The 25363-nt window shown below is 56.6% G+C and carries 23 protein-coding genes; 7 read left to right on the forward strand and 16 right to left on the reverse strand.

Annotated elements, in window-relative coordinates:
* Positions 1 to 72: 72 nt before the first annotated feature.
* Both dapD and dapE read left to right on the forward strand, forming a co-directional pair.
* Entirely contained in the window at positions 73 to 1101 is a 1029-nt protein-coding gene (gene dapD, locus J3362_RS16070; protein WP_349521076.1) for a 2,3,4,5-tetrahydropyridine-2,6-dicarboxylate N-succinyltransferase, read from the forward strand.
* Positions 1088 to 2224 (forward strand): succinyl-diaminopimelate desuccinylase, encoded by a 1137-nt coding sequence (gene dapE, locus J3362_RS16075; RefSeq protein WP_349521079.1) that lies wholly within the window; start codon positions 1088 to 1090, stop codon positions 2222 to 2224. The genes dapD and dapE overlap by 14 nt, the downstream gene beginning before the upstream one ends.
* A 73-nt stretch (positions 2225 to 2297) precedes the next feature.
* Here dapE and J3362_RS16080 read toward each other — a convergent pair whose 3' ends face one another.
* The gene (locus J3362_RS16080; RefSeq protein WP_008170396.1) at positions 2298 to 2516 is read right to left on the reverse strand and encodes a SlyX family protein; all 219 of its coding nucleotides are present in this window, start codon (positions 2514 to 2516) and stop codon (positions 2298 to 2300) included.
* Between the two features lie 223 nt (positions 2517 to 2739).
* Here J3362_RS16080 and J3362_RS16085 point away from each other — a divergent pair, with 223 nt between their 5' ends.
* Complete coding sequence (locus J3362_RS16085) at positions 2740 to 3267, forward strand: cold-shock protein (RefSeq protein ID WP_349521082.1); 528 nt, start codon at positions 2740 to 2742, stop codon at positions 3265 to 3267.
* Positions 3268 to 3310: 43 nt separating this feature from the next.
* Here J3362_RS16085 and J3362_RS16090 read toward each other — a convergent pair whose 3' ends face one another.
* From J3362_RS16090 to J3362_RS16100, 3 genes are all read right to left on the reverse strand, one after another.
* A complete protein-coding gene (locus tag J3362_RS16090; protein WP_349521084.1) occupies positions 3311 to 3685 on the reverse strand; it encodes a hypothetical protein in 375 nt (124 codons plus the stop codon).
* Positions 3657 to 5081, reverse strand: coding sequence for a hypothetical protein (locus tag J3362_RS16095; protein WP_349521086.1), 1425 nt, complete (start codon positions 5079 to 5081; stop codon positions 3657 to 3659). The genes J3362_RS16090 and J3362_RS16095 overlap by 29 nt, the downstream gene beginning before the upstream one ends.
* A gap of 99 nt (positions 5082 to 5180) precedes the next feature.
* Positions 5181 to 5621, reverse strand: a complete 441-nt coding sequence (locus J3362_RS16100; protein WP_349521088.1) for a VOC family protein — start codon at positions 5619 to 5621, stop codon at positions 5181 to 5183.
* A 64-nt stretch (positions 5622 to 5685) separates the two neighbouring features.
* Here J3362_RS16100 and J3362_RS16105 point away from each other — a divergent pair, with 64 nt between their 5' ends.
* The gene (locus J3362_RS16105; RefSeq protein ID WP_349521089.1) at positions 5686 to 6585 is read left to right on the forward strand and encodes a DUF1853 family protein; all 900 of its coding nucleotides are present in this window, start codon (positions 5686 to 5688) and stop codon (positions 6583 to 6585) included.
* A 4-nt stretch (positions 6586 to 6589) separates the two neighbouring features.
* Here the strand turns inward: J3362_RS16105 and J3362_RS16110 are convergent, their stop codons facing one another.
* From J3362_RS16110 to J3362_RS16135, 6 genes are all read right to left on the reverse strand, one after another.
* Positions 6590 to 7168 carry an ATPase gene (locus tag J3362_RS16110; RefSeq protein ID WP_349521091.1) on the reverse strand — a complete coding sequence of 193 codons (579 nt, stop codon included), beginning with the start codon at positions 7166 to 7168 and terminating at the stop codon, positions 6590 to 6592.
* The gene (locus J3362_RS16115; protein WP_349521093.1) at positions 7152 to 7565 is read right to left on the reverse strand and encodes a TA system antitoxin ParD family protein; all 414 of its coding nucleotides are present in this window, start codon (positions 7563 to 7565) and stop codon (positions 7152 to 7154) included. Before J3362_RS16115 ends, J3362_RS16110 begins: the two co-directional genes overlap by 17 nt.
* A 92-nt stretch (positions 7566 to 7657) precedes the next feature.
* Complete coding sequence (locus J3362_RS16120; RefSeq protein WP_349521094.1) at positions 7658 to 8728, reverse strand: hypothetical protein; 1071 nt, start codon at positions 8726 to 8728, stop codon at positions 7658 to 7660.
* A 2-nt stretch (positions 8729 to 8730) separates the two neighbouring features.
* Positions 8731 to 9990: a hypothetical protein gene (locus J3362_RS16125; protein WP_349521096.1), complete on the reverse strand. Its 1260-nt coding sequence runs from the start codon at positions 9988 to 9990 to the stop codon at positions 8731 to 8733.
* Entirely contained in the window at positions 9947 to 12094 is a 2148-nt protein-coding gene (locus J3362_RS16130) for a hypothetical protein (RefSeq protein ID WP_349521098.1), read from the reverse strand. The genes J3362_RS16125 and J3362_RS16130 overlap by 44 nt, the downstream gene beginning before the upstream one ends.
* Complete coding sequence (locus J3362_RS16135) at positions 12091 to 14208, reverse strand: type VI secretion system Vgr family protein (protein WP_349521099.1); 2118 nt, start codon at positions 14206 to 14208, stop codon at positions 12091 to 12093. The genes J3362_RS16130 and J3362_RS16135 overlap by 4 nt, the downstream gene beginning before the upstream one ends.
* Positions 14209 to 14388: 180 nt before the next feature.
* On the opposite strand from J3362_RS16135, the gene J3362_RS16140 reads away from it, so the two are divergent.
* Complete coding sequence (locus J3362_RS16140) at positions 14389 to 15414, forward strand: NADP-dependent oxidoreductase (protein WP_349521100.1); 1026 nt, start codon at positions 14389 to 14391, stop codon at positions 15412 to 15414.
* Positions 15415 to 15448: 34 nt separating this feature from the next.
* On the opposite strand, the gene J3362_RS16145 is transcribed toward J3362_RS16140, so the two are convergent.
* The 5 genes from J3362_RS16145 to J3362_RS16165 all read right to left on the reverse strand — a co-directional run bounded on the left by J3362_RS16145 (position 15449) and on the right by J3362_RS16165 (position 21261).
* Complete coding sequence (locus J3362_RS16145) at positions 15449 to 16417, reverse strand: NAD(P)H-quinone oxidoreductase (RefSeq protein ID WP_349521101.1); 969 nt, start codon at positions 16415 to 16417, stop codon at positions 15449 to 15451.
* A gap of 81 nt (positions 16418 to 16498) precedes the next feature.
* A complete protein-coding gene (locus J3362_RS16150; protein ID WP_349521102.1) occupies positions 16499 to 18238 on the reverse strand; it encodes a sugar phosphorylase in 1740 nt (579 codons plus the stop codon).
* A complete protein-coding gene (locus J3362_RS16155; RefSeq protein ID WP_349521103.1) occupies positions 18235 to 19458 on the reverse strand; it encodes a glycosyltransferase family protein in 1224 nt (407 codons plus the stop codon). The genes J3362_RS16150 and J3362_RS16155 overlap by 4 nt, the downstream gene beginning before the upstream one ends.
* Positions 19459 to 19494: 36 nt before the next feature.
* Positions 19495 to 20310: an HAD-IIB family hydrolase gene (locus tag J3362_RS16160; RefSeq protein WP_349521105.1), complete on the reverse strand. Its 816-nt coding sequence runs from the start codon at positions 20308 to 20310 to the stop codon at positions 19495 to 19497.
* A gap of 12 nt (positions 20311 to 20322) precedes the next feature.
* Positions 20323 to 21261: a hypothetical protein gene (locus tag J3362_RS16165; RefSeq protein ID WP_349521107.1), complete on the reverse strand. Its 939-nt coding sequence runs from the start codon at positions 21259 to 21261 to the stop codon at positions 20323 to 20325.
* A 75-nt stretch (positions 21262 to 21336) separates the two neighbouring features.
* On the opposite strand from J3362_RS16165, the gene J3362_RS16170 reads away from it, so the two are divergent.
* Positions 21337 to 22791 (forward strand): protein adenylyltransferase SelO, encoded by a 1455-nt coding sequence (locus J3362_RS16170; protein ID WP_349521108.1) that lies wholly within the window; start codon positions 21337 to 21339, stop codon positions 22789 to 22791.
* A 70-nt stretch (positions 22792 to 22861) separates the two neighbouring features.
* Here J3362_RS16170 and J3362_RS16175 read toward each other — a convergent pair whose 3' ends face one another.
* Positions 22862 to 24376, reverse strand: coding sequence for a fumarate hydratase (locus J3362_RS16175; protein ID WP_349521109.1), 1515 nt, complete (start codon positions 24374 to 24376; stop codon positions 22862 to 22864).
* Between the two features lie 183 nt (positions 24377 to 24559).
* On the opposite strand from J3362_RS16175, the gene J3362_RS16180 reads away from it, so the two are divergent.
* Positions 24560 to 25333 (forward strand): enoyl-CoA hydratase, encoded by a 774-nt coding sequence (locus J3362_RS16180; protein WP_349521110.1) that lies wholly within the window; start codon positions 24560 to 24562, stop codon positions 25331 to 25333.
* Positions 25334 to 25363 lie beyond the last annotated feature (30 nt).

Consider the following 25363-nt stretch of genomic DNA (forward strand, 5'->3'; position numbering starts at 1 on the left):
AGATCCAAACTTTAATTTCGGGGTCTTGAGGCATTGCCCTGGCCCCACATTCATAACAGGAGCAACCATCAGATGAGCTTTGCATTCGGTATCGGTATCGGCACCCAGAACAACCAGGGCGAGTGGCTGGAAGTGTTTTACCAGCAGCCGGTCATGACACCCGATAACACCCTGATGGACGTCATCTCCAACGCCCTTGATTACAAGGGTGGCAACCAGGCGATCAGCGCGACCGCCGAGCAGCTCAGCCAGCTGGCCAACGCCCTGCGTCAGATCGGCCAGACAGCCCAGGCATCACTGGCGGACAAAGCGGCCGCCAGCAAGCGCCCGGTGGTTGTCACAGTACTCGAAACAGATGACACGGCGTCCAGCACCCCGGAGGTTTACCTCAAGCTTCATCTGATTTCACATCGCATGGCGAAACCCCACGGATTAAAGCTGGACGGCATTTTTGGCCTGCTGCCGAATCTGGCCTGGACCAGCGAAGGCGCGATCGACCTGAACGAACTGACCGACCGCCAGCTTCAGGCTCGCCTGGAAGGCCGCACGCTGGAAGTCAAATCCGTGGATAAATTCCCGCAGATGACCGATTACGTGGTACCGAAAGGTGTCCGCATTGCCGATACCGCGCGGGTTCGTCTTGGCGCCTATGTGGGTGAAGGCACCACGGTCATGCACGAAGGGTTTATCAACTTCAACGCCGGCACCGAAGGCACCAGCATGATCGAGGGCCGTATTTCCGCCGGCGTCATGGTTGGCAAAGGGTCTGATCTGGGCGGTGGCTGCTCCACCATGGGCACCCTTTCCGGTGGTGGCAACATCATCATTGCCGTTGGCGAGAACTGCCTGATCGGCGCCAACGCCGGTATCGGCATCCCGCTGGGCGACCGTTGCAAGGTCGAGGCCGGGCTGTACATCACCGCCGGCACCAAGGTTGCCCTGCTCGACGACAACAACGAGCTGGTTGAGGTGATCAAGGCCCGCGATCTGGCCAACCAGACAGACCTGCTTTTCCGCCGTAACAGCCAGACTGGCGCGGTGGAGTGCAAAACCAACAAGTCTGCCATCGAGCTGAATGAAGAGCTGCATGCAAACAACTGATTCCCCGACCCTCGAACTTGCCGTTGATCTGATCCGCCGGCCGTCTGTCACTCCAGACGATGCCGGCTGTCAGGAACTGATGATGTCGCGCCTGGCGCCTCTGGGCTTCACCGGCGAGAACCTGCGCTTTGGCGATACCGATAACCTCTGGGCCCGAAAAGGCTCCGAGGGGCCGGTGCTGGCCTTTGCCGGCCATACCGATGTGGTACCAACCGGGCCGGAAAAGAACTGGTCGCACCCACCCTTTGATCCTGTGATCAGGGATGGCTACCTCCTCGGCCGTGGCGCCGCGGACATGAAGGGCAGCCTGGCAGCCTTCGTAACCGCCTGCGAGCGCTTCGTTGCAAAATACCCTGACCACCGGGGTTCCATTGCCCTGCTGATCACCAGCGACGAAGAGGGGCCGGCCCAGCATGGCACGGTCAAAGTGGTTGAAACTCTCGAGGCCAGGAACGAAAAAATCGACTGGTGCCTGATTGGCGAGCCCTCGAGCACCCACGAAGTGGGCGACGTGATCAAGAACGGCCGCAGAGGCTCTCTGCATGGCTATCTGACGGTTCACGGCGTTCAGGGCCATGTAGCCTATCCGCATCTGGCCGAGAACCCGGTGCACTCCGTGTCTCCGGCCCTCGATGCGCTGGCAAAGGAGTTCTGGGATAACGGCAACGATTTCTTCCCGCCAACCACGTTCCAGATCACCAAGCTGGAGGCCGGTACGGGCAGCAACATCATTCCCGGTGAATGCCTGGTGCACTTCAACTTCCGCTACTGCACGGAAAACACGGCAGAAAGTCTGGAGGAACGGGTGGTAGCCATCCTGGACCGCCACAACCTGAAATACGATCTGCAGTGGCACCTCAGTGGCCGTCCGTTCCTGACGGACAAGGGCGCACTCGTGTCTGCCAGCCAGAGCGCCATTCGCACGGTGACAGGCCGCGAAACCGAACTTTCAACCTCCGGCGGCACCTCGGATGGCCGCTTCATTGCGCCTACCGGCGCGCAGGTGGTCGAACTTGGCCCCATCAATGCGACTATTCACAAAGTGGATGAGTGCGTAAAGGCCGACGATTTGAATACCCTGTCTGAAATCTACGAACAGATTCTGATCGAACTGCTGGCATAAAAGCGGGAACCGGAATCCAACGAAAAGGGATCAGATGAAACTTTCACCTGATCCCTTTTTTAATGCACCATTATCAATAATGAGGGGGAGGTGTTTCGTCCTGCTCTGACTTGATATTGGACGGTGAAACATCTTTCAACTGCTTGTGCAGCAACCGCTTGGCCTCCCACAACTCACGGATATCCATTTCCTGCTTGGCGACCTGTTCGCTCAGGGTATTGATAACGTCGTCCTGAAAGGCCAGCCGCGTTTCCAGCTCGTCCAGTCGGGTTTCCAGATCGTTCTGGCTCATCGGGTATTGGTACTCCCCTGGGTAGTTCTCTCTAGAATGTGATCGATGACACTGCTTATTCCGTTGCTTGGTCAGCGCTCGGGATAATCTGGTATCATGCCGCTTTTGCCCGCCAGCACTCCCGTTTTTCGGGGTACTGTCGGTTTTCACCGGCCGGATGTGCGATTTTACCCGATATCCGGTTTTTATCGTTAGCGTTACAAGAATGGAGAAATTTCAGTCAATGCGTAATCCATCCAAAGCGATCCTTTTTTCTCTCCTGATCGCCATCCCCGCACCGCTGGTGCTTGCCCTGCTGCTGTCTTTTACACCAGAGCCACTTCGCCTGATCGCTGCAGGTCAGCTTATCGAGGCCCTCGGTAGCACTCGCGGCATCGCCGCCTACATTATTACGCTGATCGTTTTCGGCATTGCAGGCTTCCTCGCCATTGCGCTTTCAGTCAAGAAACCGGCCGAACAGAAAAGCCTATCCCGGCCGAGCAACCGTGCCCCCAGCCAGAACCACAATGACGATGATGGCTATGACGAAAGCAGCCCTGAGGGTGATGAAGAAGGCACCGTAAAGTGGTTCAACGTCAAGAAAGGCTTCGGCTTTATCGTGCGCGACAGCGGTGACGAGGTGTTTGTTCACTTCCGTGCGATTCGTGGCCGCGGACGCCGAGTGCTGCGACAGGGTCAATTGGTTCGCTTCAATGTTGTGGAGGCAGACAAGGGCCTTCAGGCCGACAACGTATCCATACTGAGCGATTGAATCGCCCACTGAAAACAAAGAGGCAGCCCAAGGGCTGCCTCTTTCAGTTCCAGGCGACCTGTTGCTCGCCCCGGTGGTCCAGACGCCACCATTTCTCATCCTCTACCGGCTCGCCCTCTATCCAGTCTCCCGGACTGCAGCGAATTTCGGTATCCATGGCACGCCAGGCGCTTCGGGCACAGTCCAGATCACTGTTCCAAGGCACCCTAGGCCCCTCAATCACCAGAGAGGTAAACCGCTTGCCGAACGCGCCGGGATAGAGCGATATTCGGATCCTGTCGCCTTCATAACGCGCAAATCCCTTGATCACGCTCGCCACGTCACTATCATTCAGTTCAAGTTGGTCCACATGGTTTTCAAGCCACCCGGAAACCGCCCCCGGCTCCAGATCACGAATGTATATTTCCAGATCCTGCACCCGCTGAATCTCCATCCTGCTGATTACAATGCAGCACATAGTGAACCGGCCCGGGTCGCGCTGCAACCCGCCGCTCCAGTTCCCGGCGTAAATCTCCATTACAAAGCTGACGTAACGTGCCGGCCGCTTGTCGTTCGTGCCAGGCCACTTCCGCTGCCACTCGGTGGAGCTGTATCTCTCTCAGCGACGTCTCAATATCTTCGAGCGGCTCCTTGCGCGCAAGCGCCACCAGGGACTGGCGTCTCAGTGTGTCCGCCTGTCCTGCAAGGGCGACCGCATCGGTTGGACCTCTGCGGGCAAAGAGATTGAGCCTTGCAGCCGCCCGCTCAAGCCACTGAAGCATTCCCCCCGGCGTGCTGACGCAACGGCTTTGGCGAGAGGCGACAAACCGGATCACTGAGCGGGGAATCTGGATATTCCATTGCTTCTCGATGGCGGCCTGATGTGCCGTTAAAACGGCCTGACGCTGGACCACGCTCGTAACAGGCATGTCAAAGATGTCGAGGCTCCGGCCCAGGCGGTGCTGAAGTGAGACAGCTGAACGGCTTTCTGTGGGCTCGTCAGGACCCAGCAAAAGTATTGGGCCCGCCCATTGCAGTACGAGCGCTGACGCCAGCCCATCTGGGAGATCCATCAGCGCAACCAGGTCTGCAGGCGAGACATTGTCCAGCACAAGAACTGGCCAGCGCGAGCCGCCCTCTCCTGGAGCACTTTCCAAAGTGCGCTCGGGCAGGACGGGAAGATCACTGGCCATAATCTCCGCTTCACGCCTGAGATCCAACTCGACGTAATCCTGCTCCAGTGCCGGAAGCAACGATTGCAGCCAGGCCGTCTTGCCCGACCCACGCTCGCCACGCACCCAGATCATGGCTGACACAGACGCCGCCAGACTGATCGAAACATCCTCGGCCAACTCAACCCAGGCGGAGTCGGTCACTACCACAGGTGCTCTCTGAAATTCGTCAATCGGCGCAGGCTCCCTCTCCTCGGAAGAGTCAGGCCAGCGGGGGACCAGTTCAAACACCGCGACGTAGGCTTTTTCCTGCAGTCGCTCGGCATGGTGAACCAGGGTCTCCAGCAGTTGCGACCAGCCGAGCCATGGCGCGCCACTGGCCTCCCGGGCTGAGGCAAACCAGTACATCAACTGGGAGGACAACTGCCCTTCCCCGCCCACTTCCGTCACGATGGGCTGTTCGCACTGAATAGTGCGGATGAGTTCGTCCATATCCACGCCGCAACTGCGCAGGAAGCGGCTTATGGAGGGTGCTGAGTCCAGCAGAGCAAGCAGGTAGTCTTCAACGGTAATCACCGAGCCACCCCTGCGCTCAACGCTCTCCCGGGCTCGTAATAATGCGGTCTGGCACTGGGGATCCAGGCATCCTTGCCAATCGTCCATCAAACATCTCCATGTTCTGAATGCATCATCCTGATGCGAAAGCTGTGCTGCGGAGCGGCATTATACCACTTTCGGACCATCAGCGGCCCGCCTCCGGCATCACCAGGTTCCGGTATTTTCCATGCTGGCCCAGGGTTCTTTCGGTGGCAGAGACTCACCCTTCTGGAGCAGTTCGATCGAAATATTATCCGGGGTACGGATAAAGGCCATATGGCCATCACGGGGCGGACGATTGATCGTCACGCCATTGGCCTTGAGATGCTCACAAAGGGCATAAATATCATCCACCCGATAGGCGAGATGGCCAAAATTGCGTCCGCCGGTATATTCTTCCGGATCCCAGTTGTAGGTCAGCTCAATCATCGGTGCCCGGTCTTCACGGGCACGGGCTTCGTCTTCCGGCGCGGCCAGGAACACCAGGGTGAATCGGCCTTTGTCGCTGCTTTTGCGACTGATCTCAATCATTCCCAGCAAATCACAGAAGAAATGCAGGGTCTCGTCCAGGTTACTCACCCGGATCATGGTGTGAAGATATTGCATGAAGCCTCCTTCAGAACTGTATTGATCATCGTGCCTTGCGAACAGTTTACGGTATTCTGGCCATATGGATTCAAAAACAACCCCCTACTCAACTCCAGAGCTGACCACGCCGGCGATCAGGCACCTTGCCTGGCTGTGCCGGGCGCCCCAACTGCTGCAGTCACCACTGACATTTGAGCCGGGCCGTTATCTCCCTGACGGTATTACAGAACAACTTCAGGCCTGGGATCAAAACCCGGAACTGGCGCCTGCGCTGCTCAGAGAGACACCCCAGAAGCGGCTCGGCTTCTATTTCGAGCGGCTTTACCGGGTATTACTGGAAGACCTTCTGGGCTGGAATGTTCTGCTTCAAAATCGACAAATCCAGTCCCACGGCCGAACCATCGGCGAGCTGGATTTCGTGGTGCATAATCGGTCTGAAGATCGAATCGAGCACCATGAAATTGCCATCAAGTACTATTTGGGGGTTCCGGAGCCTGAAGGGAAAGATCTGTGGTACGGCCCGAACGCGCGGGACCGGCTGGACCTGAAAACCGATCGACTGCTGCACCAGCAAAGCCAGCGAACCCAGCTACCCGAGGCCCAAACATTGCTGGCAGACGCTGGAATCGCAGAGCCTGTCATTCCCCGGATATTCATGCCGGGATACCTGTTTTACCCGGCCGGAACACAGGTTATCGCTCCTGAGTCCGTGCCAGCCAGTCACCTGCGCGGCCAGTGGCGCTATCTCTCACAGATTGAGACATCGCACCTCCCCGGCTGGACGGTATTAAACAAACCCCACTGGATCGGCTCATGGCAACAGAGCGAGCCACCGGCACCCGATGCAGTGACTGCTGCGTTGAACACCATCGAACGCTACAACATCCCGCTCCTGTTCGCGAAACTCGAGCGGGACTCCATGAGCGGCCTCTGGCAGGAAACCAACCGCTTTTTCATAGTGCCGGACAGCTGGCCAAAGTGACATATCATGTATCAATCAGATCGGCTGCCCACTGAGGCAAGGCCTCCTGACAGGTACGCCACTGCCCCGCCTCCCAGACCGCAATGCGCACGTAGGGTTGATCAAGACTGGAGTTATCCACAAGGTGCAGTTCGTCCGCCAGCCCGATACATTCGCGTAGATTGGTCAGGGTCCTTGGGATTCTGGACTCAACCTTGGACTCGGGCACATGATGGCCGCCGGATTTTACCCGGGAAGCGACCCGGGCCTTGTTCAATGCAGTGAATTCCAGGTGGAAATAAAACAGCCGAATGCGAAACCCGGCAGCCTTGGCAGCCCCGACAAAATCCAACTTGGAGGAATGAGAAAAGACAGTTTCAAAACAGAAACTCTGGCGCTCCTCAAGCAGCCGGAACCGTTCCCTTTCGGCAATCAGCGCCGCCTCATAACTGTGTTTCTCTGGCGCGTCCGGCCACACACTGCGGGCGATGTTATCGGCATTCACCAGCGGAATCTTCCGGCGGGCCAGGAACCGCTCATAGAAGGTTGTCTTGCCCGCACCGTTGCCGCCAACCAGCAGCCAGAGTTCAGGCTGCGTTGTCACGGTCACTCAGTGCTTCAAAACGCCCGTTGCGAAACTGACCGACTTGCCGGGTGCCATCCGGATAAATAGCCTCCAGATAGCCGGGCTTGTCTCCAGACGCCTGATACACCGTACGACCTCTGGCAATTGAGCGCCCCAGATCACCGCTTTCTCGGGCCTGATCCACCTCAGCCCAGAGGTCATCACTGGAAACAGACTCAGCCACCACCGGTTCAACCCGCACCTGGCGGATACCCTGCAGAATGGCAATCAGATCTTCAGCACTCACGTCCCCTGCAACGGCACGGCCTATCTCGGCCCAATACTCAATCTGCTTGGGTGTCGAGCGCCGATGAACTGCGCCTTCAGCGGCGGCGTGGCGGACCAGAGTGTCGTCGAGACGGACGGCGGTTGTCATGGTGGTCTCCTGAAGTATTACTAAAAGCTTGTAACAGGCTACCACATGCGTTGCATCATGCAACAATTGAGTTTTTGTTCATCAACATGGCTTTAGATTGGCCACGCACCAGGCGGTCGCAGCTTCCGATACTCCTCCATCGAGATCTTGCCCAATTGCGGGGTAAGTTTGCAGGTTCGGCTTCCCCAAGGAAACCTGCTCTGGCGCTGGTGGACCTCTGTCCAGCCTTCCCCGTCCTTCCAGGATTCAAGATCCAGGTCCCGCCAATACCTCGGGTTCCGCCCGGTCTTTCTGTCATGCTCAGCCGTTACCGGGTCCAGATGACGGAAGGGCTCTAGTCGCGGCGTATCCGGCAGTGGCTGGGTCACATCCATATAGCGTTGCAACATATCCCACAACGCCAATACTTCTGACTTTTCCGACTCAATGGTACTGAAGCCGGTTTTGTTAAAGGTTTTCTGGGTGTAGCGGTGCACCAGCATCAGCCGGTAAAAGATACCGCCGTGCTGGACAACACGCTCCACATAAGCATCAAACTCCACGAAAGGCGCCTCAAAAAAACGCCCCCGGCCCAAGGCAATGCGAACCTGACCATCAACGCGGTTGAATTCGCTACAGCCGTCTTCAAGGGTGACATCCAGTCTTTGATTGATAGTTTTCTCGAAGGGCTTGAGGATAAAACCTATCCCCGTACTCATTATCCAGTTTGTTGTGGGGCGTGCTATCCAGAAGGCAAATAGCATCCATCCAGGTACGAGAATAAAGCCTAACCCGCCGACCAAAATGCCAGACAAATCGTAATGTCGCCCTACCGACAACACTCCCCATCCGACGGTCGCCATTCCCCCAATCACTAGCGTGAGAATCCACGTAAATGGGACAACAAAGATTAAAAATTTCAGCCCAATTTTTCCATTCAGAAACCGGATCCTTTGATGATTCCACCACCAGTCCTTATCGCTGAACCCCGAATCAGATTTCTCATGATCCTGAATCGCTTCAACATCTTGAACCGTGGCGTGATAGGGAATGACTCCGGCGTAAGTGCCCATGGGCTGAAGCTCCTCGCCAATACGCGTGCGGTTAGCCTGGCAATCCGGCAAAGGATCTAATGATTCGGCACTGAAAGCGCCCTTCGACAGTTGAAACTGTTCCTTATCCATGCTCAAGCGGAAACCTCAGTGAAATACCAATAAGGTGAGTCGGGCTGGGAGTACGGGTCGAAAATCACCATTTCCTTACTCGGAGGAGAGCTATGTTGGGACACATCGAATACTGTGTAATTTTCGTATATGGGCGTTGGGAATATTACCGGTCCCAGTTCTGTATCCAAAATGGCCTGTATCCCGACTCTAACTTTGGTTGTCACTGATTCCTGATAAAACAAACTTCGGTACTCGCTGTCATCGAACTCTCGTTTAACCAAAAATCGAACGGCTGACTCATGCGGTATTGATTGCCTTGCGGTAACCTTGGTGAGCGGCGTGCTTTTAACCAACTGAGTAGTACTCACCGGAGCGACTGAGCCCGGGGCCACGAGGTTTGTATTTGAAGACTGGTATGCCAATTCCTGAACCACAAGATTAAACGACCTAGCGGGCAAATCTCCTCTACACATTGGGCCCCGATAGAGCTGCATTCGACTAATAAGCGGGAACGTTACCGTAATGACGTAATCCTGCGGATTAGGGGCATAATTTGGATGTGATAATGCTGGGTCTGGATCAACATCGGCGTACTTTTGCACATTCACTTGAATTGGCGAAAGTAGAGAGAGTAACTGGCTGTAATATGCATGATCGTCCCGGTTCGTTGGCATGTCCTCAGGGTGGGTGCCCCAAGGACCTCGCTTCAGCAACTGTTCAAAAGAATCGTCCTTTGATGCCCCCGCATATAACCCTCCTCCAACGATGAAAGCCATACCCAAAATTGCCCATCCCCAGCCCGGGATTGCCAACGTGGTCGCCAATAGGGGAGATGCCAGAAAAACCAACCCACCGGCCATCGCTATTGCATGCCCAGTCGCCGCATCAAAATCCTTATTAGAGAGGCTGATGCGCATTTCCCAAAAACTTAATCCAACGCCTACAGTTCCCGCAACGAAGCTCGCCAAACCTACAGTTCGTACTAGAGTATTGGCTTGCAATGCCCGTAATCTGCTACCGACCATCGGCCAATTTTTGACGTCAAAAAGTGGGCGGGTTGCAAACTTATAGAGCCGAGTTTTTTCGGTTGCCTGCTCTCCCAGCACAGCACTTAATTTAAATGATGCAGCAATCAAATCAGCGCCGGCTCCCCCAAATGTCTTCGCGAAGGATAGGCCAGCGTTCTCGCGCTCTGAGCCATAAGCTTGTAAGAAAACATGGAACTCCAAAAAAGCATTAAACGCCGCCAAAACCACCAACCCACGGGAAACCAGGACCATCCACAACTTTGCCGACCCGCTTCGCAAGATCCACTTTTATCAACCCCAGTTTTCGGGCCTCGGGATGATCGGCCGGGGCGAAGAACACCAGAGTCCCGCCAGCAACCTTGTTTACTGCTTCCTCAACCGCTGCAGCAGCACGGGTCGGACTGCTTGAGACCACCAAATCATCCGATTCGTCGAACAAATCTGCATAGAGGTAGTCATTTTTTCGAGTCAAAATCCCTTCAGAACGATCAAAATCCGTTAACCCCCGGTTAAGGCCGTTACCGAGCATGCCAACGATTGATCCTCTGCTGACAGCACCGGCCCGATCCATCACTTCGATTCCTCTCAGATCAGGACTGGTCAGGACAATATTGGAAGATGCGGCCTGCATGATTCGCTGAATCTCAACCTGCTGAACCGCACCCTCTTCAATGAGACGTTTACAGACGGTGAGCAGTGCAGAGCTCCATTCCCCCAGGACCCCGGAAACCAACCCGCCAACCTTTCCTGCATCGGAGAGATCACGGGCTATGCCGTCTTCACTTCCCTGACGCTCTTTGACCTGTTTCTCCAAATAAATCAATGACTGGATGTTGAGTCGATTTTGCAACTCTCCATCAATCTCAGTTTGATCCTGAGTAAGCTGTTCCAATCGGTGAAAGAGTGATATTGCACCGTCGGCAGTTTCTTCGGTGGATCCCGACTCCGGCGCCCAGTCCGTCAGAAAACTGCCATTTAGTATCCATTGTCGCAATCCGGTTAATGCATCGCTTCGACTCTGAACACCGTGTGCGTTCAAAACACCCGGAATCTGCTGCAGAACATTCAGTTTGTCCGCAATCAGCAAGTAAGCCTCGGAGATCGCAACATCGCTGCATTCACGATAGTCCTCAAAGAATGGATCAAGTTTTCTCCCCCGCATTGACTCCAGAAGTTCGTCAACATGACCTTCGATAACCCGAACCGCATGGTCTTTTTCCGAGGCTTGCAGTACGTCATCCAGCTTTTGCCGTTTAATAGCCTCGGCGTACTTCGCAAGAGCGCCAGGATTTCCGTTTGGTGAAGGATCGAACACGGCCTGTCGGATCAGCATTGCTGAGTGGGCCATCGGATTTTTCTTGATCGACACATCCACGGCATCGAGATAATGCAGTGCCATCTGCAACTGAGCCAATGAGTGGCGCAATCTGAAGAGAGGATCGGGCAATGCTACACAGGCCAACCCTTTTTGACCTCTAAGACCAGCGAGAACGTCTTGGCCGGGCTCGCATTCAATATTTACTTCGATCGGTTCATCGTCGCCTTCATGATTACTCTTTAACCGTTTGGCGAGTTTCGCGCACAGCTCTGTATCCGAGGGTCGCTCAAAGCCCGGTGAGAAATCCCGTGGATTCTCCAACATCAGCTCGATTCCAAGATCCCGTTCCCGGAGTTCTGGCAGGTCTTCGACGCGAGATGCCGGGAACCCTGACTGAAAGCTCAGGGAATCTAGGGTTATCACTGCCCAGGCATGGCCAATCCCTGTCGTTCGGGCGGCCAGGGCTTGCTCATCGCTTTCAAGCTTCTCGACATAGCCCCAATCCCACTGGACTTCGCTATAGGCCATACGAAACTCGTGCATGACGGCCTGCCCCTGAAGAAACACTGGAACAAGAAGGTCATCCAGCCATTCACCCACAGCAGAGCGCTCAACTCGCATTTGACTCTCGGGGGATTGCAGGTCGGTCTTAATAGCACCCAAATCGACATCACTCAGTTTGGAGTCAGAACCGATTTCCAGTTCCCGCCAGATCCTGCCACGACGAAACACATAGAGATAACCTGGCCGAAGCAGGGCAACCGCCTTGGCCTGATTGACCGGTGCGCCATGCCCAGCCGAAACGGGAAGGGCACTCTCAATCTCCGCCAGGGGCTTAACCCTGAGCAAAGTATTCTCCTGGTAGTCCTCTCGCTCGATATTCGCTCGTGCTTTTTTCAACAACGGGACTGTAATCTGCCCACCGTTTCGCTTCGGAATGTTGAGCACGAGATCCCTGAGCTCCGATTCATCATATTCAGCTTTTCGGAGGATTGACCGTTGCCTGGATTCGTCTGAAAACGTCACGCCATCAGTCATGCCTTTTCCTCCTCCGAAGAGTCCTTGACTGCCGCAACCGTATCCCGATGCAGATTCCCGCCAATCACATCAACGATGAGCTTCCGATCAGAGCCAGGCAGCCGCCCTGCTTTCAGCTCATCAGGTTTTGCAGGCTTGCGCTGATCGACTGTCGCCAGTTCAGTGGACTGGGGTTTGGCCATTCCTTCTTTATCTAGCAAGGCAGGCAGCTTTGGAGCGAGCACCCCTTGCCCACTTCCGCTTCCCGGCGAACCACCGGAATTGATCTTGATGCCAGGCCCGGATAGCGTCACGCCGCTTGGGTCCAGTTTCAAAAAACTGCCACCCGCCGAAATGGTGATTTCAGCGCCGGCATCCAGCACCACTTTGGTTCCCGCCTTGTGGTGTACTTCAGTGCCCGCTTCGCTAAATGTTCCCTGGGAGGATTTCTGGTGGAATGTGCCGCCTATGTTCTGGCTGCAATCGCCTCCGATGGATTCCCGCTGCTCGCCATCGACAATGCGGTGCTCATTGCCTTTGACGTGACTGAAATCGTTGTTTTCGACCGTGCGGTGACTGTCGTTCCGAATCACTTCCGTGCGGTTGTTCTCGGTGAGCAGGTCCAGGTCTTTCTGGGCGTGGACGTAGATCTGTTCCTGGTCCGCCTCATCCTCAAACCGCAGTTCGTTGCTGCCCTCGCCCTTGTGGGTCTTGGTTTTCAGGGTGGTGCGAGTTTTGTGCTCCGGCAGCCCATAGGGTGGCGTGTTGGTGATGTGATGGGTTCGCCCGGTGATGATAGGCTGGTCCGGGTCGCCGTCCAGGAAGGAGACAATTACCTCGTGGCCGATTCGTGGCAAGGCCATGAAGCCATACTGGCCACCGGCCCAGCCCTGACTGACTCGGAGCCAAGCGCTACTGTGTTCGTCATTTTTCGAGTAGCGATCCCAAGGGAAACGGACTTTGACCCGGCCATGTTCATCGCAGTGGATCTCTTCGCCTTCCGGGCCTGTGACAATCGCAATTTGCGGGCCGTCCATCAGAGGACGATGGGGCGTTCGGGGACGCCAGGTCAGGTCTGCAGGTATGGCATTGAACCGGTTGTGATAGGTGGTGGGTTCGCTGCCGCCCTCCTCTTCCAGGGCCTGGGGCTGGGTGCCGGTGTGAGTGACTGCGGTCAGCAGCCATTCCCGATTCAGGGCGTCGCTGTCGTGCTCCTTCAGTTCAACCTTGGCGCCGGCGCTGAAGTCCGGGCGATTGCTCTCACCGGATGCGGTGCTGGCATCATTGCGGAGGGATTGCAGTCTGGCTTCGGTAAACGGCTGGCCACTGGCATCGGCCTTGAAACGGCCGGGGTAATCGTAGTGCTGATAGTCCTCCCGGTGTTTCAGATCGCCGCTGGCTTGCTCATGCATCAGAGCATAGGCGGGATTCTTAAAGGTATAATCCTTCATGGCCACAGAGGCCACCCGCACCCGCTCTTCATATCGAAACCGGTACACGACCGGGCGCCTGCTGCCGCCGGCTTTGGCGTTATATTCTGCCGGCTCCAGCTTCGGCGCATCGCCATGATGGTCGGCGATTACAAGCGCCGGCTGTGTGTCTGCGTCCACGCTCCCGTGTTCATACCTGTAATGCCAGCCCTCTTCAGCCGCGAGGCGTTCGAGGAAGGCCAGGTCGCTTTCTCGATGCTGAACACAATACTCCCGCTGCTCCGGAGTGCGTTTCAGATCGAAAACCGAGTCGATAATGCCGCGCTCTTCCAGCAAGGTACGCACGATGGTATCGCTGCTTTGGGTCTGGAAAATCCGGCTGTTGTGCATCAGTCCCAGACGCCAGAGCGGCGACTCGATATTCAGTTCATAACGGGTGCGCCGATGACCAGCATCGCCTCGAACGAACTCGTTGACCACACCCGTGAAACGCCTTAGCGGCACGCTGTCCTGCCAGATAACGAGATCAACCGGTTGCTCCAGGATCTCCGCTGCCTGAATCGATGGGTCGGTATTGGCCAGCTCAAGACGACCCTGAAACACCTCGGAAAGGCGCTCGGTCAGTGTGAAGCCAACCACTGAAAATAGATCGGAGGGGAGTGCGCCAACACGGGCGGTAAACTGCAATCCACTTGCCTGGGGCATATCTTCATTCCTTGAAGAGCAATCGGTTTTTAAGCTCGTCCTGAGCAGGTCTCCGATTATAGCCATCAAGCCGGAGAATAAAACCCCGGGGCCAGTCTTGTGTCGGCATGATGAGAGGTTGACCGGAAATCCATTCTGCTGCACCCTAATCTGGTTTCATTATGCAACCGGAGAGAACAAGTGAGCGAATACAAGAACCGAGCGGTAGTGCTCAAGCAACGCCCACAGGGCGAAATCCAACAAGGCGATCTCGTTTTGGAAGAGCGTCCTGTCCGCTCCCCTAACGAGGGCGAAGTTGTTGCTCAAGTGCTCTGGCTTTCACTGGACCCTTACATGCGTCCACGCATGAACGATGCCAAGGGTTACATGGATCCCATTGGCATCGATGAGCCTATCGTCGGCGAGAGTGTTGCACGGGTGGTGGAATCCCGCTCGGAGGACCTGAAAGTCGGCGACCTGGTTACCTGCTACTCCGGCTGGCAGGAATACGTCACCTTCCCGGCGGACGCGCCGATGGTTTACAAAATTCAGCAACGGGACAATGTGCCCCTGCAAACCTACCTTGGTGTTGCAGGCATGCCAGGGCGCACCGGTTATTGCGGCCTTATGTACGTCGGCAAACCGAAAGCCGGCGAAACCGTGGTTGTCTCGGCAGCCTCCGGCCCTGTCGGCACTGTCGTTGGCCAGACCGCAAAAACAGAGGGCTGCCGCGTAGTTGGCGTTGCCGGCGGGCCTGAGAAGTGCGATTTCGTGGTCAATGAGCTGGGCTTTGACGCCTGCGTCGACTACAAGGCGGGCAACCTGGAAGCGGATCTCAAAGCGGCCTGCCCCGACGGCATCGACATCTACTTTGAAAACGTGGGTGGTGCCGTTACGCGCGCCGTTGCCCCACTGTTGAATGAGGGAGCCCGGGTGCCCATCTGCGGTTTTGTCTCTGCCTACAATGCAAAAGATATGGCCAGCGTGGAAACTCCCTTCCACGTGCTCGGGGCGCTTGATCCGGCCCCCGAACATCGTTTTTTCCTCGTGACCGAGTGGCAGGACCAGCACCAGGAAATCACGGACATCCTGGCCTCACGGATTGCCTCTGGTGAGCTGAAGTACCGGGAAACCGTTGCCGAAGGCCTGGATAATGCTGTTGAAGCCTTTAAAGGCATGCTCAAAGGCAAGAACTTCGGTAAACAGCTGGTTCACATCGCAGACTGACTGCAATACCTGAGACGCGTGTGGACTTTGTGAATCAGTCGGAGATCTTCAGGAGCACCTTGCCGGTGTTCCTGTTCTCGGCCACATAGGCCATCGCGTCTTCCACCTTTTCTATTGACCAGGTGCTGTCAATCAGAGGCTCAATCTGGCCGGCTGCTAGCAGTGGCCAGACGTGCCGGTAGAGCGCCTGCATCACCTCCCCCTTATCCTCGACCGTACGTGAACGGAGGGTGGAACCGATCAGGCGCTGGCGTTTAACCAGCATCAGGCCCAGATCCACTTCGGCCATCCGGCCGCCCATCAGCCCAATCAGCACGATGCGCCCATCAACATTCAAAACCCGCTGATCCTCCGCAACATATTTGCCTCCGACCGGATCCAGAACCATATCCACGCCGCCCCACGCAGTGACGGCATCAATAAAGGAACCCTCGTTCCGGTTCCAAACGCCACTGGCTCCCAGATTGCGGCAAACCTCCAGCTTGGCTTCATCGCCGGCAGTGGCAAATACCGGATTGCCAAAGGCAGTGGCTAGCTGGATAACGGCCGTTCCCAGACCACTGGCCCCGGCGTGCAAAAGCACCCGTTCGCCCGGTTTCAGCGCGGCTTCGTGATACAGATTCAGCCAGGCGGTGGCCAAGACCTCCGGAATGGCCGCCGCTTTCTCCAGCGAAAAGCCTTTTGGTATGGGCAGGACCTGAACCTCCGGCACTACCACCCGGGTCGCGTAACCGCCCCCGGTCAGCAGGGCGCAGACTTCGTCGCCGGGCTTGAATCTGGTTACCCCGGAACCTACCGAGGCAATCCGGCCACTCACTTCCAGCCCGAGAATATCGGACGCCCCCGGCGGCGGTGGGTAAACACCGGCGCGCTGCATCAAATCAGCCCGGTTAATGGCTGTCCAGACAACCTCGATTTCGACGTGGTCTGCGGGCGGTTCACCCGGCCCTTCCCAGGGCTCCCAGCTCAGATTGCCCCCGGTTACCTTGATTGCTTTGATCATGTATGACGTCTCGGCCTTGCTCATATGGGCACAGGATACCCTATGTTTTTCGAGCATTGCACAAATCACGTTGTCAGATGATCAGACGGTAACTTCCAGGTTGGACAGCCATACGCTCTGGTAGGGTTTCAGGGTAATCGAGCCGGACAGGTCATCAATGGTCATTCCGGAAATCAGGTCCTGCCAATGATCGGTACCAATCAGATTGATGTCGCTCAGGGCTACCTGCTGTACTTCGTTGCTGATGTTATGAATGCAGAAGATGGACTGATCCCTGCGCATACTCTGGCGCCAGAAACCAAACAGCTGAAGCCCGAGATGCAGGGTGAACTGGGTCGCGTTCGGATGAAACGCCGGCTGTTTACGCCGAATGGCGATCAGGCGTTTCAGCTCCTGGAACGCCTTGCTGTGGTGGCTCAGGGGGTCCGCGAGCTTCTGCTCCAGATCATCCAGTTGCCACTGACTGCGGTTAATGGACCTCAGACGACCGGTATGTTCCACCCGCTCCACATCGTTCTCGGTGGCCAGCAGACTGTGGATGTAGATCGCGGGAATCCCCTCCAGCGCCAGCATTACGGTGTGGGCGCAGACGAAGCGCTGCAATTGCCAGTGATCCCGGCCCGACTCCGCCGTGCCCTGCAGCGCATCGTACAGGGCGATGTTGATTTCGTAGGGCTGGTCGCGGCCATCCGGCGTGCGCCGGTACGAGACCTTGCCGCCGAAGGAATCCATGGTGTTGATCAGGCGCCGCTTCTCTTCCTCAGTCAGCAGACCATCCGTCGGCCGCATACCCACGCCATCGTGGGACGCAATAAAATTCAGATAGGTGGTGCCCATCTGCGCCGGCGGCATGCTCATCAGCCAGGTTTTCAGGTGCTTGCAGTCGCCGGTAACCAGGGTATTGATCAGCAGGGGCGGCAGGGAAAAGTTATAGATTACATGGGCTTCGTTGGCGTTGCCAAAATAGGTGAGGTTTTCGCGGTTGGGCACGTTGGTCTCGGTAATCACCACCGCATCCGGGCTGTGATGCTCAATCAGCAGTCGCAGGATCTTGATCAGCTCATGGGTTTGCTGCAGATGGATGCAGGGTGTGCCCGGCTCTTTCCAGAGAAAAGCGACGGCATCGAGCCGGAAAATGATAATGCCGCGCTCCAGATAGCGCCTGATGATGGCCGCGAACTCTATGAGCACCTTCGGGTTGGCAAAATTCAGATCGACCTGATCCTCACTGAACGTGCACCAGACATAACGCTCGCCATCATCGGTCTGAACCGGATTCAGAAGTGGCGAGGTTCGGGGCCGCACAACGGCACTCAGATCATCCCTCGGATTGCCCTCGAAGAAATAATCCTTGCCTGGGTCTACCCGTTTGCGGAAATTCTCGAACCAGCGGCTGCGGGCCGACATATGGTTAATCACCAGGTCCGCCATCAGCTTGTAATCCCGGGCAATGCCCTCGATATCCTCCCAGTTTCCGTGGGATTCGTTCACGGCCAGATAATCCATGACCGAGAAACCGTCGTCGGAGCTGTAGGGGAAAAACGGCAGAATGTGCACTGACGAAATTGAATCTGACAGGCAATCCGCGAGGAACCGATGCAATGTCTGCAGTGGTTTTTCTTCCGCCCGCTGAACCGTGTCCGCATAGGTAATCAGCACCACATCCGATTCATCCCAGTTATTCTGGTGCGCAGGCGGCGGGGCCTGGTTCGGCTCCAGACCCGTGGTGGTCAGCAACTGTTCGGCCAGAAAGTCACAGTCCAGCTCCGGATAGACGACATCCAGCATGGAAACCAGTTTCGCTTTCAGAGCCTGGGTCATGGCCGGAATTCCTCATTATCCAGCTCCACGGCCTCCAGCAACTGCTCCTTGATATCAGGAATCGCGCTTGTGGCCCGGTTCCAGCTGGGAATAAAGGGGGTGTCCATGGGGTTATCGAGGAAATAGGCGCCCGCCCGCATCACGTTCTGGGCGAACAGCTCCACCGCCTTCTCTTCCTTGTGCCGATCAAACGTCAGGCCGTTGATAATGGCGTCGTTCTGATAGGTCTCCACAAAATCCAGTGCAATGCGGAAGTACGCGGCCTTGATAGTCCGGAATTTCTCATTGGAGAAAATCTCACCGTTGGTCGCCAACTTTCGGAACAGAGCCTTGGCGATATCCATGCTCATTTTGGACAGGCCCTTGCTGGCATCTTCCGGTGAGAGCTCCTGATGCTTGTGATCATAGACATCGGCAATATCCACCTGGCACAAGCGGTTGGTGGCGTAGTTGCGCTTCATCTCCGACAGCACACCGATCTCCAGTCCCCAGTCGCTGGGAATACGCAGGTCATTGATCACATCCGTGCGAAACGAGAATTCCCCGGCCAGTGGGTACCGGTAACTGTCCAGGTAATCCAGGAAATCGTTGGGCCCGCAGACCTTCTTCAGGGATCGTATCAACGGTGTCACCAACAGGCGGCTCACCCGTCCGTTCATTTTGCTATCCGCCACCCGAGCGTAATAGCCTTTGCAGAACATGTAGTTGAAGCCAGGATTAGCCACGGGATAGATAAGGCGGGCCACCAGGTCCCGGGAATACGTGAGGATGTCGCAGTCGTGCAAGGCAACGGATTTGCTGACACCCGAAGCCAGTACATAGCCAAAGCAATACCAGACGTTTCGCCCTTTGCCCATTTCCGTCGGTGCCAGGTTCTGCTCACGAAGTTTCAGGTCAATGTTCCTGAGCCGGGGCCCGTCGTTCCAGAGCACCTTGAAGTTCTGTGGCAGTTCGGAGAAGTACTCCAGGGCGTGGCGGTATTGTTCCTCGTTGGCTCGGTCCAGGCCAATGACCACCTGGTCCAGATAAGGCACCTTGCCCAGCTCATGCACGATATTTTTCAGGGCCGGCCCTTCCAGCTCCGAGTACAGGGAGGGCAACACCAGGGACATGGGCCGGGTCTTGCGAAAACTCATCAGCTCCGCTTCGAGTTCCTCTACCGGACGCCGAACCAGGTTATGAAGGGTTGTGATAATGCCATTCTGGTAAAAGTCGCCCATGGCGGCTCTCCTTTTTTATACCCGGACTCGAACGGGTCAGTACCCGTACTCAAACAGGAGATTGAGTACGCACTCATTCCAGCCTTCGGGGCCGGGCTTGAGGGAGCGCATGGCGTGCTTTGCCGAAGGCAACCGAACCTCTTCGCTCTTTACGCCCCGGATCACTACCGGTATATCCGCCGATTCCAGCATCTGCTGATCGTTGGGGCTATCACCCAGGGCAATGGCCAACACTGGCCCATCGCCATACTGCTCCCGGTATTGCTCTTTGTATTTGTTTAGCAAGAACCGGGCCCCATCGGCTTTATCAAATATACCCATGGCATGGAGGAAACGTCCGCCCGCTACCAGGCGGAGATCCTCGGCACTCAGAGCCGCTTCAAACTCCGCCAGCTCCTGCTCCGAGCCCTGCCAGATCAATGGTTCAGTTCCCAGCCGTTCTTTGGCCCGCCCAGCCGCTGACGGATCCAGGCCGGTCTGCGCTGCCAGTTCATCGGCAGACATGTCGGCAAACCCCCTGAATCGCGCGCCCTTCTTCCGTTGCGCGCCCAGCACCTCAAGGACGCGTTCCCGGGTTGCACCAAAATTCACCACTTCTTCTTCCGCATTGCCCAGGGCGTGGGGCGGAATAACCACGGCTGCACCGTTTTCGACAATGAACGGATCGTTATTTCCAAGTTCTTCCCTCAAAGCCCGGATCTCCGGCATGGTTTTGCTGGAGTTAAGCACCAGGGGAATATTGGCTGCCTTCAGCCTTTCCAGGGCGGGGCCCGCCGCGTGCCAGCGGTAGTCGTCGTGGTCCAGCAGGGTGCCGTCCAGATCTGAGAAGAGGATCAAATGGGGTCTGGCCATGGCCGGTCTCCGCTAGGCCTCGCGAAACTGCGGAAGGCCGAGGGAATGGTCCTCGGCCACGTTGATCAGAACATCAGCCCGCCCAGGCATTTCTGCGAGGCAGGCACGAGTAACCCGTTCGTAGTGCATCACGAAACGGCCGACTTCTTCGTCGGTCATAATGCGCAACTCCTGTGCACCATCATGGGGCCCGCCACTTTTTGGTGCATTGCGGATTTTATTTGCCAGCTTTTGCTCCTGGAGTCGACGCCACTCAAGAACACACTCCATGGAGGGAGCCTTCAACATGATCAGAAAATCGATTTCATCAAAAAACTTCCGGTATTCCCCTTTCAACTGATCGTTGACATAGCTGCGCCAGACGCCGTCCGGGTCCTCGTTCTCCTCCAGAGGATTCATCGGCTGGGCAAGCGCACTGTCTTGCTCCGGTCGCGAATCCAGGCACCACCCCTCCAGAAGAATGACCTCCGCCCTTCCCCCGAAGACAGGCCACTGATCCCGGGGAACCCGGTCGTCCCGGGATTTGTCGAAGGCAGGAACCGGTGTGGCATCTACAGGCGCTGCACTGCGCAAGCGGTGCAAGACCTGTTGCCCGAGCGCAACGTCGTGTGTTCCAGGCACACCACGGGTTATGAACAACGGGTGCACCCGTTGGGCGAGGTCCTGGCGCTCGGCTCTGGTAAAGTAAATGTCATCCAGGGAAAAATTGGCCGCAGACCGGTTGCGGTGCCGGAGTAGAATTTCCCGTAAAAAGAGCGTCAACGTAGACTTGCCCGTACCCTGAGCTCCGTGAATACCAACCACAATGGGTTGCTTTTCCGTATCATGGAGCGCACAGATTCGGTCTGCGAGCGGCAGAATGGTATTTTCTACCGTTTCGGCGTAGGCATCGGGCAGGCCTTCTTGCTGAATCAGGGCACTGATGGTTTGTTCTAGCGAGCGATCAGACACGTTGGGTTTCCAGTTCAATGGATGACTTGAGAGAGACGGCAGCAGAATTCATACCAATGGGAGTATAGGCGTTTTATGAGTGGCAACGATTTTCGAATAGAGCATCGCTACCTGGAGCTCCCGGACAGTTTTTATACCCGGGTTCAGCCCTCTCCTATGAAAGACGCAAAAATGGTTTGCTTCAACCACAAGCTCGCGGAACAGATGGGCTTTCGGGCCGATTCCGAATCCGACTGGACCGGCGTGGGTGCGGGATCGGAGTTACTCGAGGGTATGGACCCTGTTGCCATGAAATACACCGGCCACCAGTTTGGCGCCTACAATCCCGACCTGGGCGACGGTCGTGGCCTGCTGCTGTGGGACACGGTTGGTCCCGATGGACGGCGCTGGGACTGGCACCTCAAGGGGGCCGGTATAACTCCCTACTCCCGCTTTGGGGATGGCCGGGCCGTGCTTCGCTCCACCATTCGCGAATACCTGTGCAGCGAAGCCATGCATGGCCTTGGTATCCCGACCACCCGGGCACTGTTCATGGTGAGCGCCAAAAACCCGGTGCGACGGGAATCCATCGAAACAGCCGCGGCACTGGTGCGCGTGGCCCAAAGCCATATTCGCTTCGGACACTTCGAGTTCGCCGCCCATCACGAAGGGCCTGAAACCATCAAGACTCTGCTCGAGCATGTGATCTCGCTGCACTTCCCCCACTTGATCAACCTGCCCGATGACGAGCGATACAGCCGCTGGTTCGAGGAAGTCGTCGAACGCACGGCAAGAACGATTGCGGACTGGCAGGCAGTCGGCTTCTGCCATGGCGTGATGAACAGCGACAACATGTCCATCATCGGCGACACCTTTGATTATGGCCCCTTCGCATTCCTCGATGATTTCGATGCCGGCTATATAAGCAACCATACCGACCAGGGCGGGCGCTACGCCTACAACCGTCAGCCGCAAGTCGGGTTTGAGAATTGCCGCTACCTGGCCACAGCCCTGCTACCGGTCATGGAGGAAGACGACGTGCGCCGGGGGCTTCGCCGCTATGAAGTGGCCTACAACGAACGCTTCCTCCAGAACATGCGAGACAAGCTTGGCCTGATCATCGAGGATGAAGCGGACCTGAGCCTGATCATGGATACCTTCAGCATGATGCACGAGCACCATGTCGACTACACGGCCTTCTTCCGGGCGCTGTCGAACCTGCACAGCCATGGGCATGGGCCGGTGCGGGATCTGTTTGTGGATCGCAGCGTGGCGGACCAGTGGCTGGAGCGCTATGAGGAAAGACTCCTGAACGAGACGCGAGCTCACGACGAGCGGGAGTACGCCATGCGCCGCGTGAATCCGAAGTATGTGCTGAGGAATTACCTGGCCCAGCAGGTCATCCAGGAAGCCCAGAACGGGGATTACGAACCGATGAAAGGGTTGCTTGAGGTTCTGGAACGGCCCTATGACGAGCAACCGGAGAATGAGGCTTATGCTGCATTGCCGCCGGATTGGGGCAAGCACCTGAATATCAGCTGTTCAAGCTGACGGGATGGAAAGGGAGCAAGATTAAAGTCGGGGTCAGATGAAATTTTCATCCGACCCCTAGTTCAGATCTTCAGACCGCCTTGGCAGCAATGATCTTCTCGTGCCATTCGGCAGGACCTGTCTGGTGCACAGATGAGCCGCGTGAATCAACGGCGACTGTGACCGGCATATCTTCCACCTCGAATTCGTAAATGGCTTCCATACCCAGTTCCGGGAAGGCGACCACTTCCGCATGCTTGATGGCTTTGGACACCAGGTAGGCGGAACCGCCCACGGCCATCAGGTACACGGCACCGAATTCCCTGATAGCATCGATGGCCACCTGACCGCGCTCGGCTTTACCAATCATGCCGGTAAGGCCGGTCTTCTCCAGCATAGTGTGGGTAAACTTGTCCATTCGAGTGGCGGTCGTTGGGCCAGCAGGACCAACAACCTCTTCACGCACCGGATCAACCGGACCCACGTAGTAAATGAAGCGCCCCTTCAGATCGACCGGCAACTCCTCACCTCTCTCGATCATGTCGACCATCTTTTTGTGGGCAGCGTCGCGGCCGGTCAGCATCTTGCCGGAGAGCAGAACGGTTTCGCCCGGCTGCCAGTCCTTCACGTCTTCCGGGGTGACGGTATCCAGATTCACACGACGCACGTTCTCACCCACTTCCCAGGTGATTTCCGGCCAGTCTTCCAGGCGCGGCGGCGTCTGCAGGGACGGTCCTGTGCCATCCAGGGTGAAATGCGCGTGACGGGTGGCAGCGCAGTTCGGAATGATGGCAACCGGCTTATTGGCTGCGTGGGTCGGATAATCCTTGACCTTGACGTCCAGAACGGTGGTCAGACCGCCCAGCCCCTGGGCTCCGATACCCAGATCGTTCACCTTGTCGAACAGCTCAAGACGCAGTTCCTCGGCTCTGTTCGACGCACCGCGCTCTTTCAGGTCATGGATGTCGATCGGATCCAGCAGGGATTCCTTGGCCATTTCCATCGCCTTTTCGGCGGTACCGCCAATACCAATGCCCAGCATTCCAGGTGGGCACCAGCCAGCCCCCATCTGCGGGACCATCTTTAGAACCCAGTCTACAACCGAATCGGACGGATTCAGCATGGCAAATTTGGACTTGGCCTCTGAACCGCCGCCCTTGGCAGCAACGTGCACTTCAACCGTATCGCCCGGAACCATCTTGTAGTGGATGATGGCCGGCGTGTTATCACCGGTGTTCTTACGCTTGCCGTCCGGGTCATCCAGGATAGAGGCGCGCAGCACGTTGTCTGGATGGGTATAGGCGCGACGCACCCCTTCGTTGATCACATCATCCAGGGCCAGCTCGCAATCCCACTGGACGTTCATACCGATGTTGACGAATACCGTCACAATGCCAGTGTCCTGACAGAGTGGCCGATGCCCTTCCGCACACATGCGCGAATTGATCAGGATCTGGGCCATGGCATCCTTGGCCGCCTGGGATTCTTCCCTCTGGTAGGCCTCATACACACCATCAATGAAATCTTTCGGGTGGTAATAGGAAATGAACTGCAGCGCGTCCGCTACGCTTTCAATCAGATCGTCCTGGCGGATTACGGTGGTCATAGGCGCCTCATCAGCTTGGTATCGTTATGTCGTGTCATCGAAAATCGGGAGGGCAGAGTTTACCAGAAAATCGGTTTGGCGAGTGATTCGACAGATGGCGAAGCAAGGATTAAAACCCGTGAAAAACGCCACGAGAAAAAGGTATCATCCTAATCAAACTAGAATAACATCGCAGGAGACACCGTGACTGACCTCGTCCTCACCGAAATCAAAGCCAGAACTCTCATCGTTCGGCTTAACCGGCCAGAGCGCAAGAACGCCCTCACCCACGCCATGTACACCGCCATGGGCGATGCTCTGGAACAAGCCAGGGATGATACCAACATCCGGTGCGTACTCTTCACCGGCAACAGCGAGTGTTTCACCGCAGGCAACGACCTGGGCGAATTTGCCGCCGGCTTGCCCGGTGATTTTGAACAAACGCCTGTTGGTCGCTTCCTTTTACTACTGGCCAATGCCACCAAGCCTGTGGTGGCCTCGGTCAATGGCGCGGCCGTTGGCATTGGTACCACCATGTTGCTCCACTGCGATCTGGTGTTCGCCGGCAACAACACGGCGTTCCAGATGCCCTTTGCCAGTCTCGGCCTGTGCCCCGAAGGCGGCTCCAGCCTGCTACTTCCCTCCTGGATTGGCCGGGTGCGCACCGCGGAGCTCCTGATGCTTGGCGGCGCCTTCTCAGCAGATGAAGCCTTTAGACTTGGCCTGATCAATCGGGTTTGCGAGCCCGAGCAGACCGAAGCCAATGCCTTCGAAGCTTGCCAGCGGCTGACTGAGAAGGCCCCGGCAGCCATTCGGGCCACAAAGGCCATGTTGAATCGGCCAACCATGGATGCGCTTCGTGAAACCATGCTCGAAGAGGGGGAGTTGTTTGCCGAGCGCCTGAAATCTCCCGAAGCCGCCGAAGCCTTCCGGGCCTTCATGGAAAAACGCGCACCGGATTTCTCGCGCTTCGAATAAACCTCGACTGCGCCTCAATTTCCCTGTTGC

The organism is Marinobacter sp. NFXS11 (assembly GCF_040148675.1).
Taxonomy (GTDB): Bacteria; Pseudomonadota; Gammaproteobacteria; order Pseudomonadales; family Oleiphilaceae; genus Marinobacter.

Excerpts from the sequence above, each read along its gene's own strand:
- dapD (WP_349521076.1), top strand. The coding sequence starts at position 73 with ATGAGCTTTGCATTCGGTATCGGTATCGGCACCCAGAACAACCAGGGC.
- dapE (WP_349521079.1), top strand. The coding sequence starts at position 1,088 with ATGCAAACAACTGATTCCCCGACCCTCGAACTTGCCGTTGATCTGATC.
- J3362_RS16080 (WP_008170396.1), bottom strand. The coding sequence starts at position 2,516 with ATGAGCCAGAACGATCTGGAAACCCGACTGGACGAGCTGGAAACGCGG.
- J3362_RS16085 (WP_349521082.1), top strand. The coding sequence starts at position 2,740 with ATGCGTAATCCATCCAAAGCGATCCTTTTTTCTCTCCTGATCGCCATC.
- J3362_RS16095 (WP_349521086.1), bottom strand. The coding sequence starts at position 5,081 with ATGGACGATTGGCAAGGATGCCTGGATCCCCAGTGCCAGACCGCATTA.
- J3362_RS16100 (WP_349521088.1), bottom strand. The coding sequence starts at position 5,621 with ATGCAATATCTTCACACCATGATCCGGGTGAGTAACCTGGACGAGACC.
- J3362_RS16105 (WP_349521089.1), top strand. The coding sequence starts at position 5,686 with ATGGATTCAAAAACAACCCCCTACTCAACTCCAGAGCTGACCACGCCG.
- J3362_RS16115 (WP_349521093.1), bottom strand. The coding sequence starts at position 7,565 with ATGACAACCGCCGTCCGTCTCGACGACACTCTGGTCCGCCACGCCGCC.
- J3362_RS16120 (WP_349521094.1), bottom strand. The coding sequence starts at position 8,728 with ATGGATAAGGAACAGTTTCAACTGTCGAAGGGCGCTTTCAGTGCCGAA.
- J3362_RS16125 (WP_349521096.1), bottom strand. The coding sequence starts at position 9,990 with ATGGTCCTGGTTTCCCGTGGGTTGGTGGTTTTGGCGGCGTTTAATGCT.
- J3362_RS16130 (WP_349521098.1), bottom strand. The coding sequence starts at position 12,094 with ATGACTGATGGCGTGACGTTTTCAGACGAATCCAGGCAACGGTCAATC.
- J3362_RS16135 (WP_349521099.1), bottom strand. The coding sequence starts at position 14,208 with ATGCCCCAGGCAAGTGGATTGCAGTTTACCGCCCGTGTTGGCGCACTC.
- J3362_RS16145 (WP_349521101.1), bottom strand. The coding sequence starts at position 16,417 with ATGATCAAAGCAATCAAGGTAACCGGGGGCAATCTGAGCTGGGAGCCC.
- J3362_RS16150 (WP_349521102.1), bottom strand. The coding sequence starts at position 18,238 with ATGACCCAGGCTCTGAAAGCGAAACTGGTTTCCATGCTGGATGTCGTC.
- J3362_RS16155 (WP_349521103.1), bottom strand. The coding sequence starts at position 19,458 with ATGGGCGACTTTTACCAGAATGGCATTATCACAACCCTTCATAACCTG.
- J3362_RS16160 (WP_349521105.1), bottom strand. The coding sequence starts at position 20,310 with ATGGCCAGACCCCATTTGATCCTCTTCTCAGATCTGGACGGCACCCTG.
- J3362_RS16170 (WP_349521108.1), top strand. The coding sequence starts at position 21,337 with ATGAGTGGCAACGATTTTCGAATAGAGCATCGCTACCTGGAGCTCCCG.
- J3362_RS16175 (WP_349521109.1), bottom strand. The coding sequence starts at position 24,376 with ATGACCACCGTAATCCGCCAGGACGATCTGATTGAAAGCGTAGCGGAC.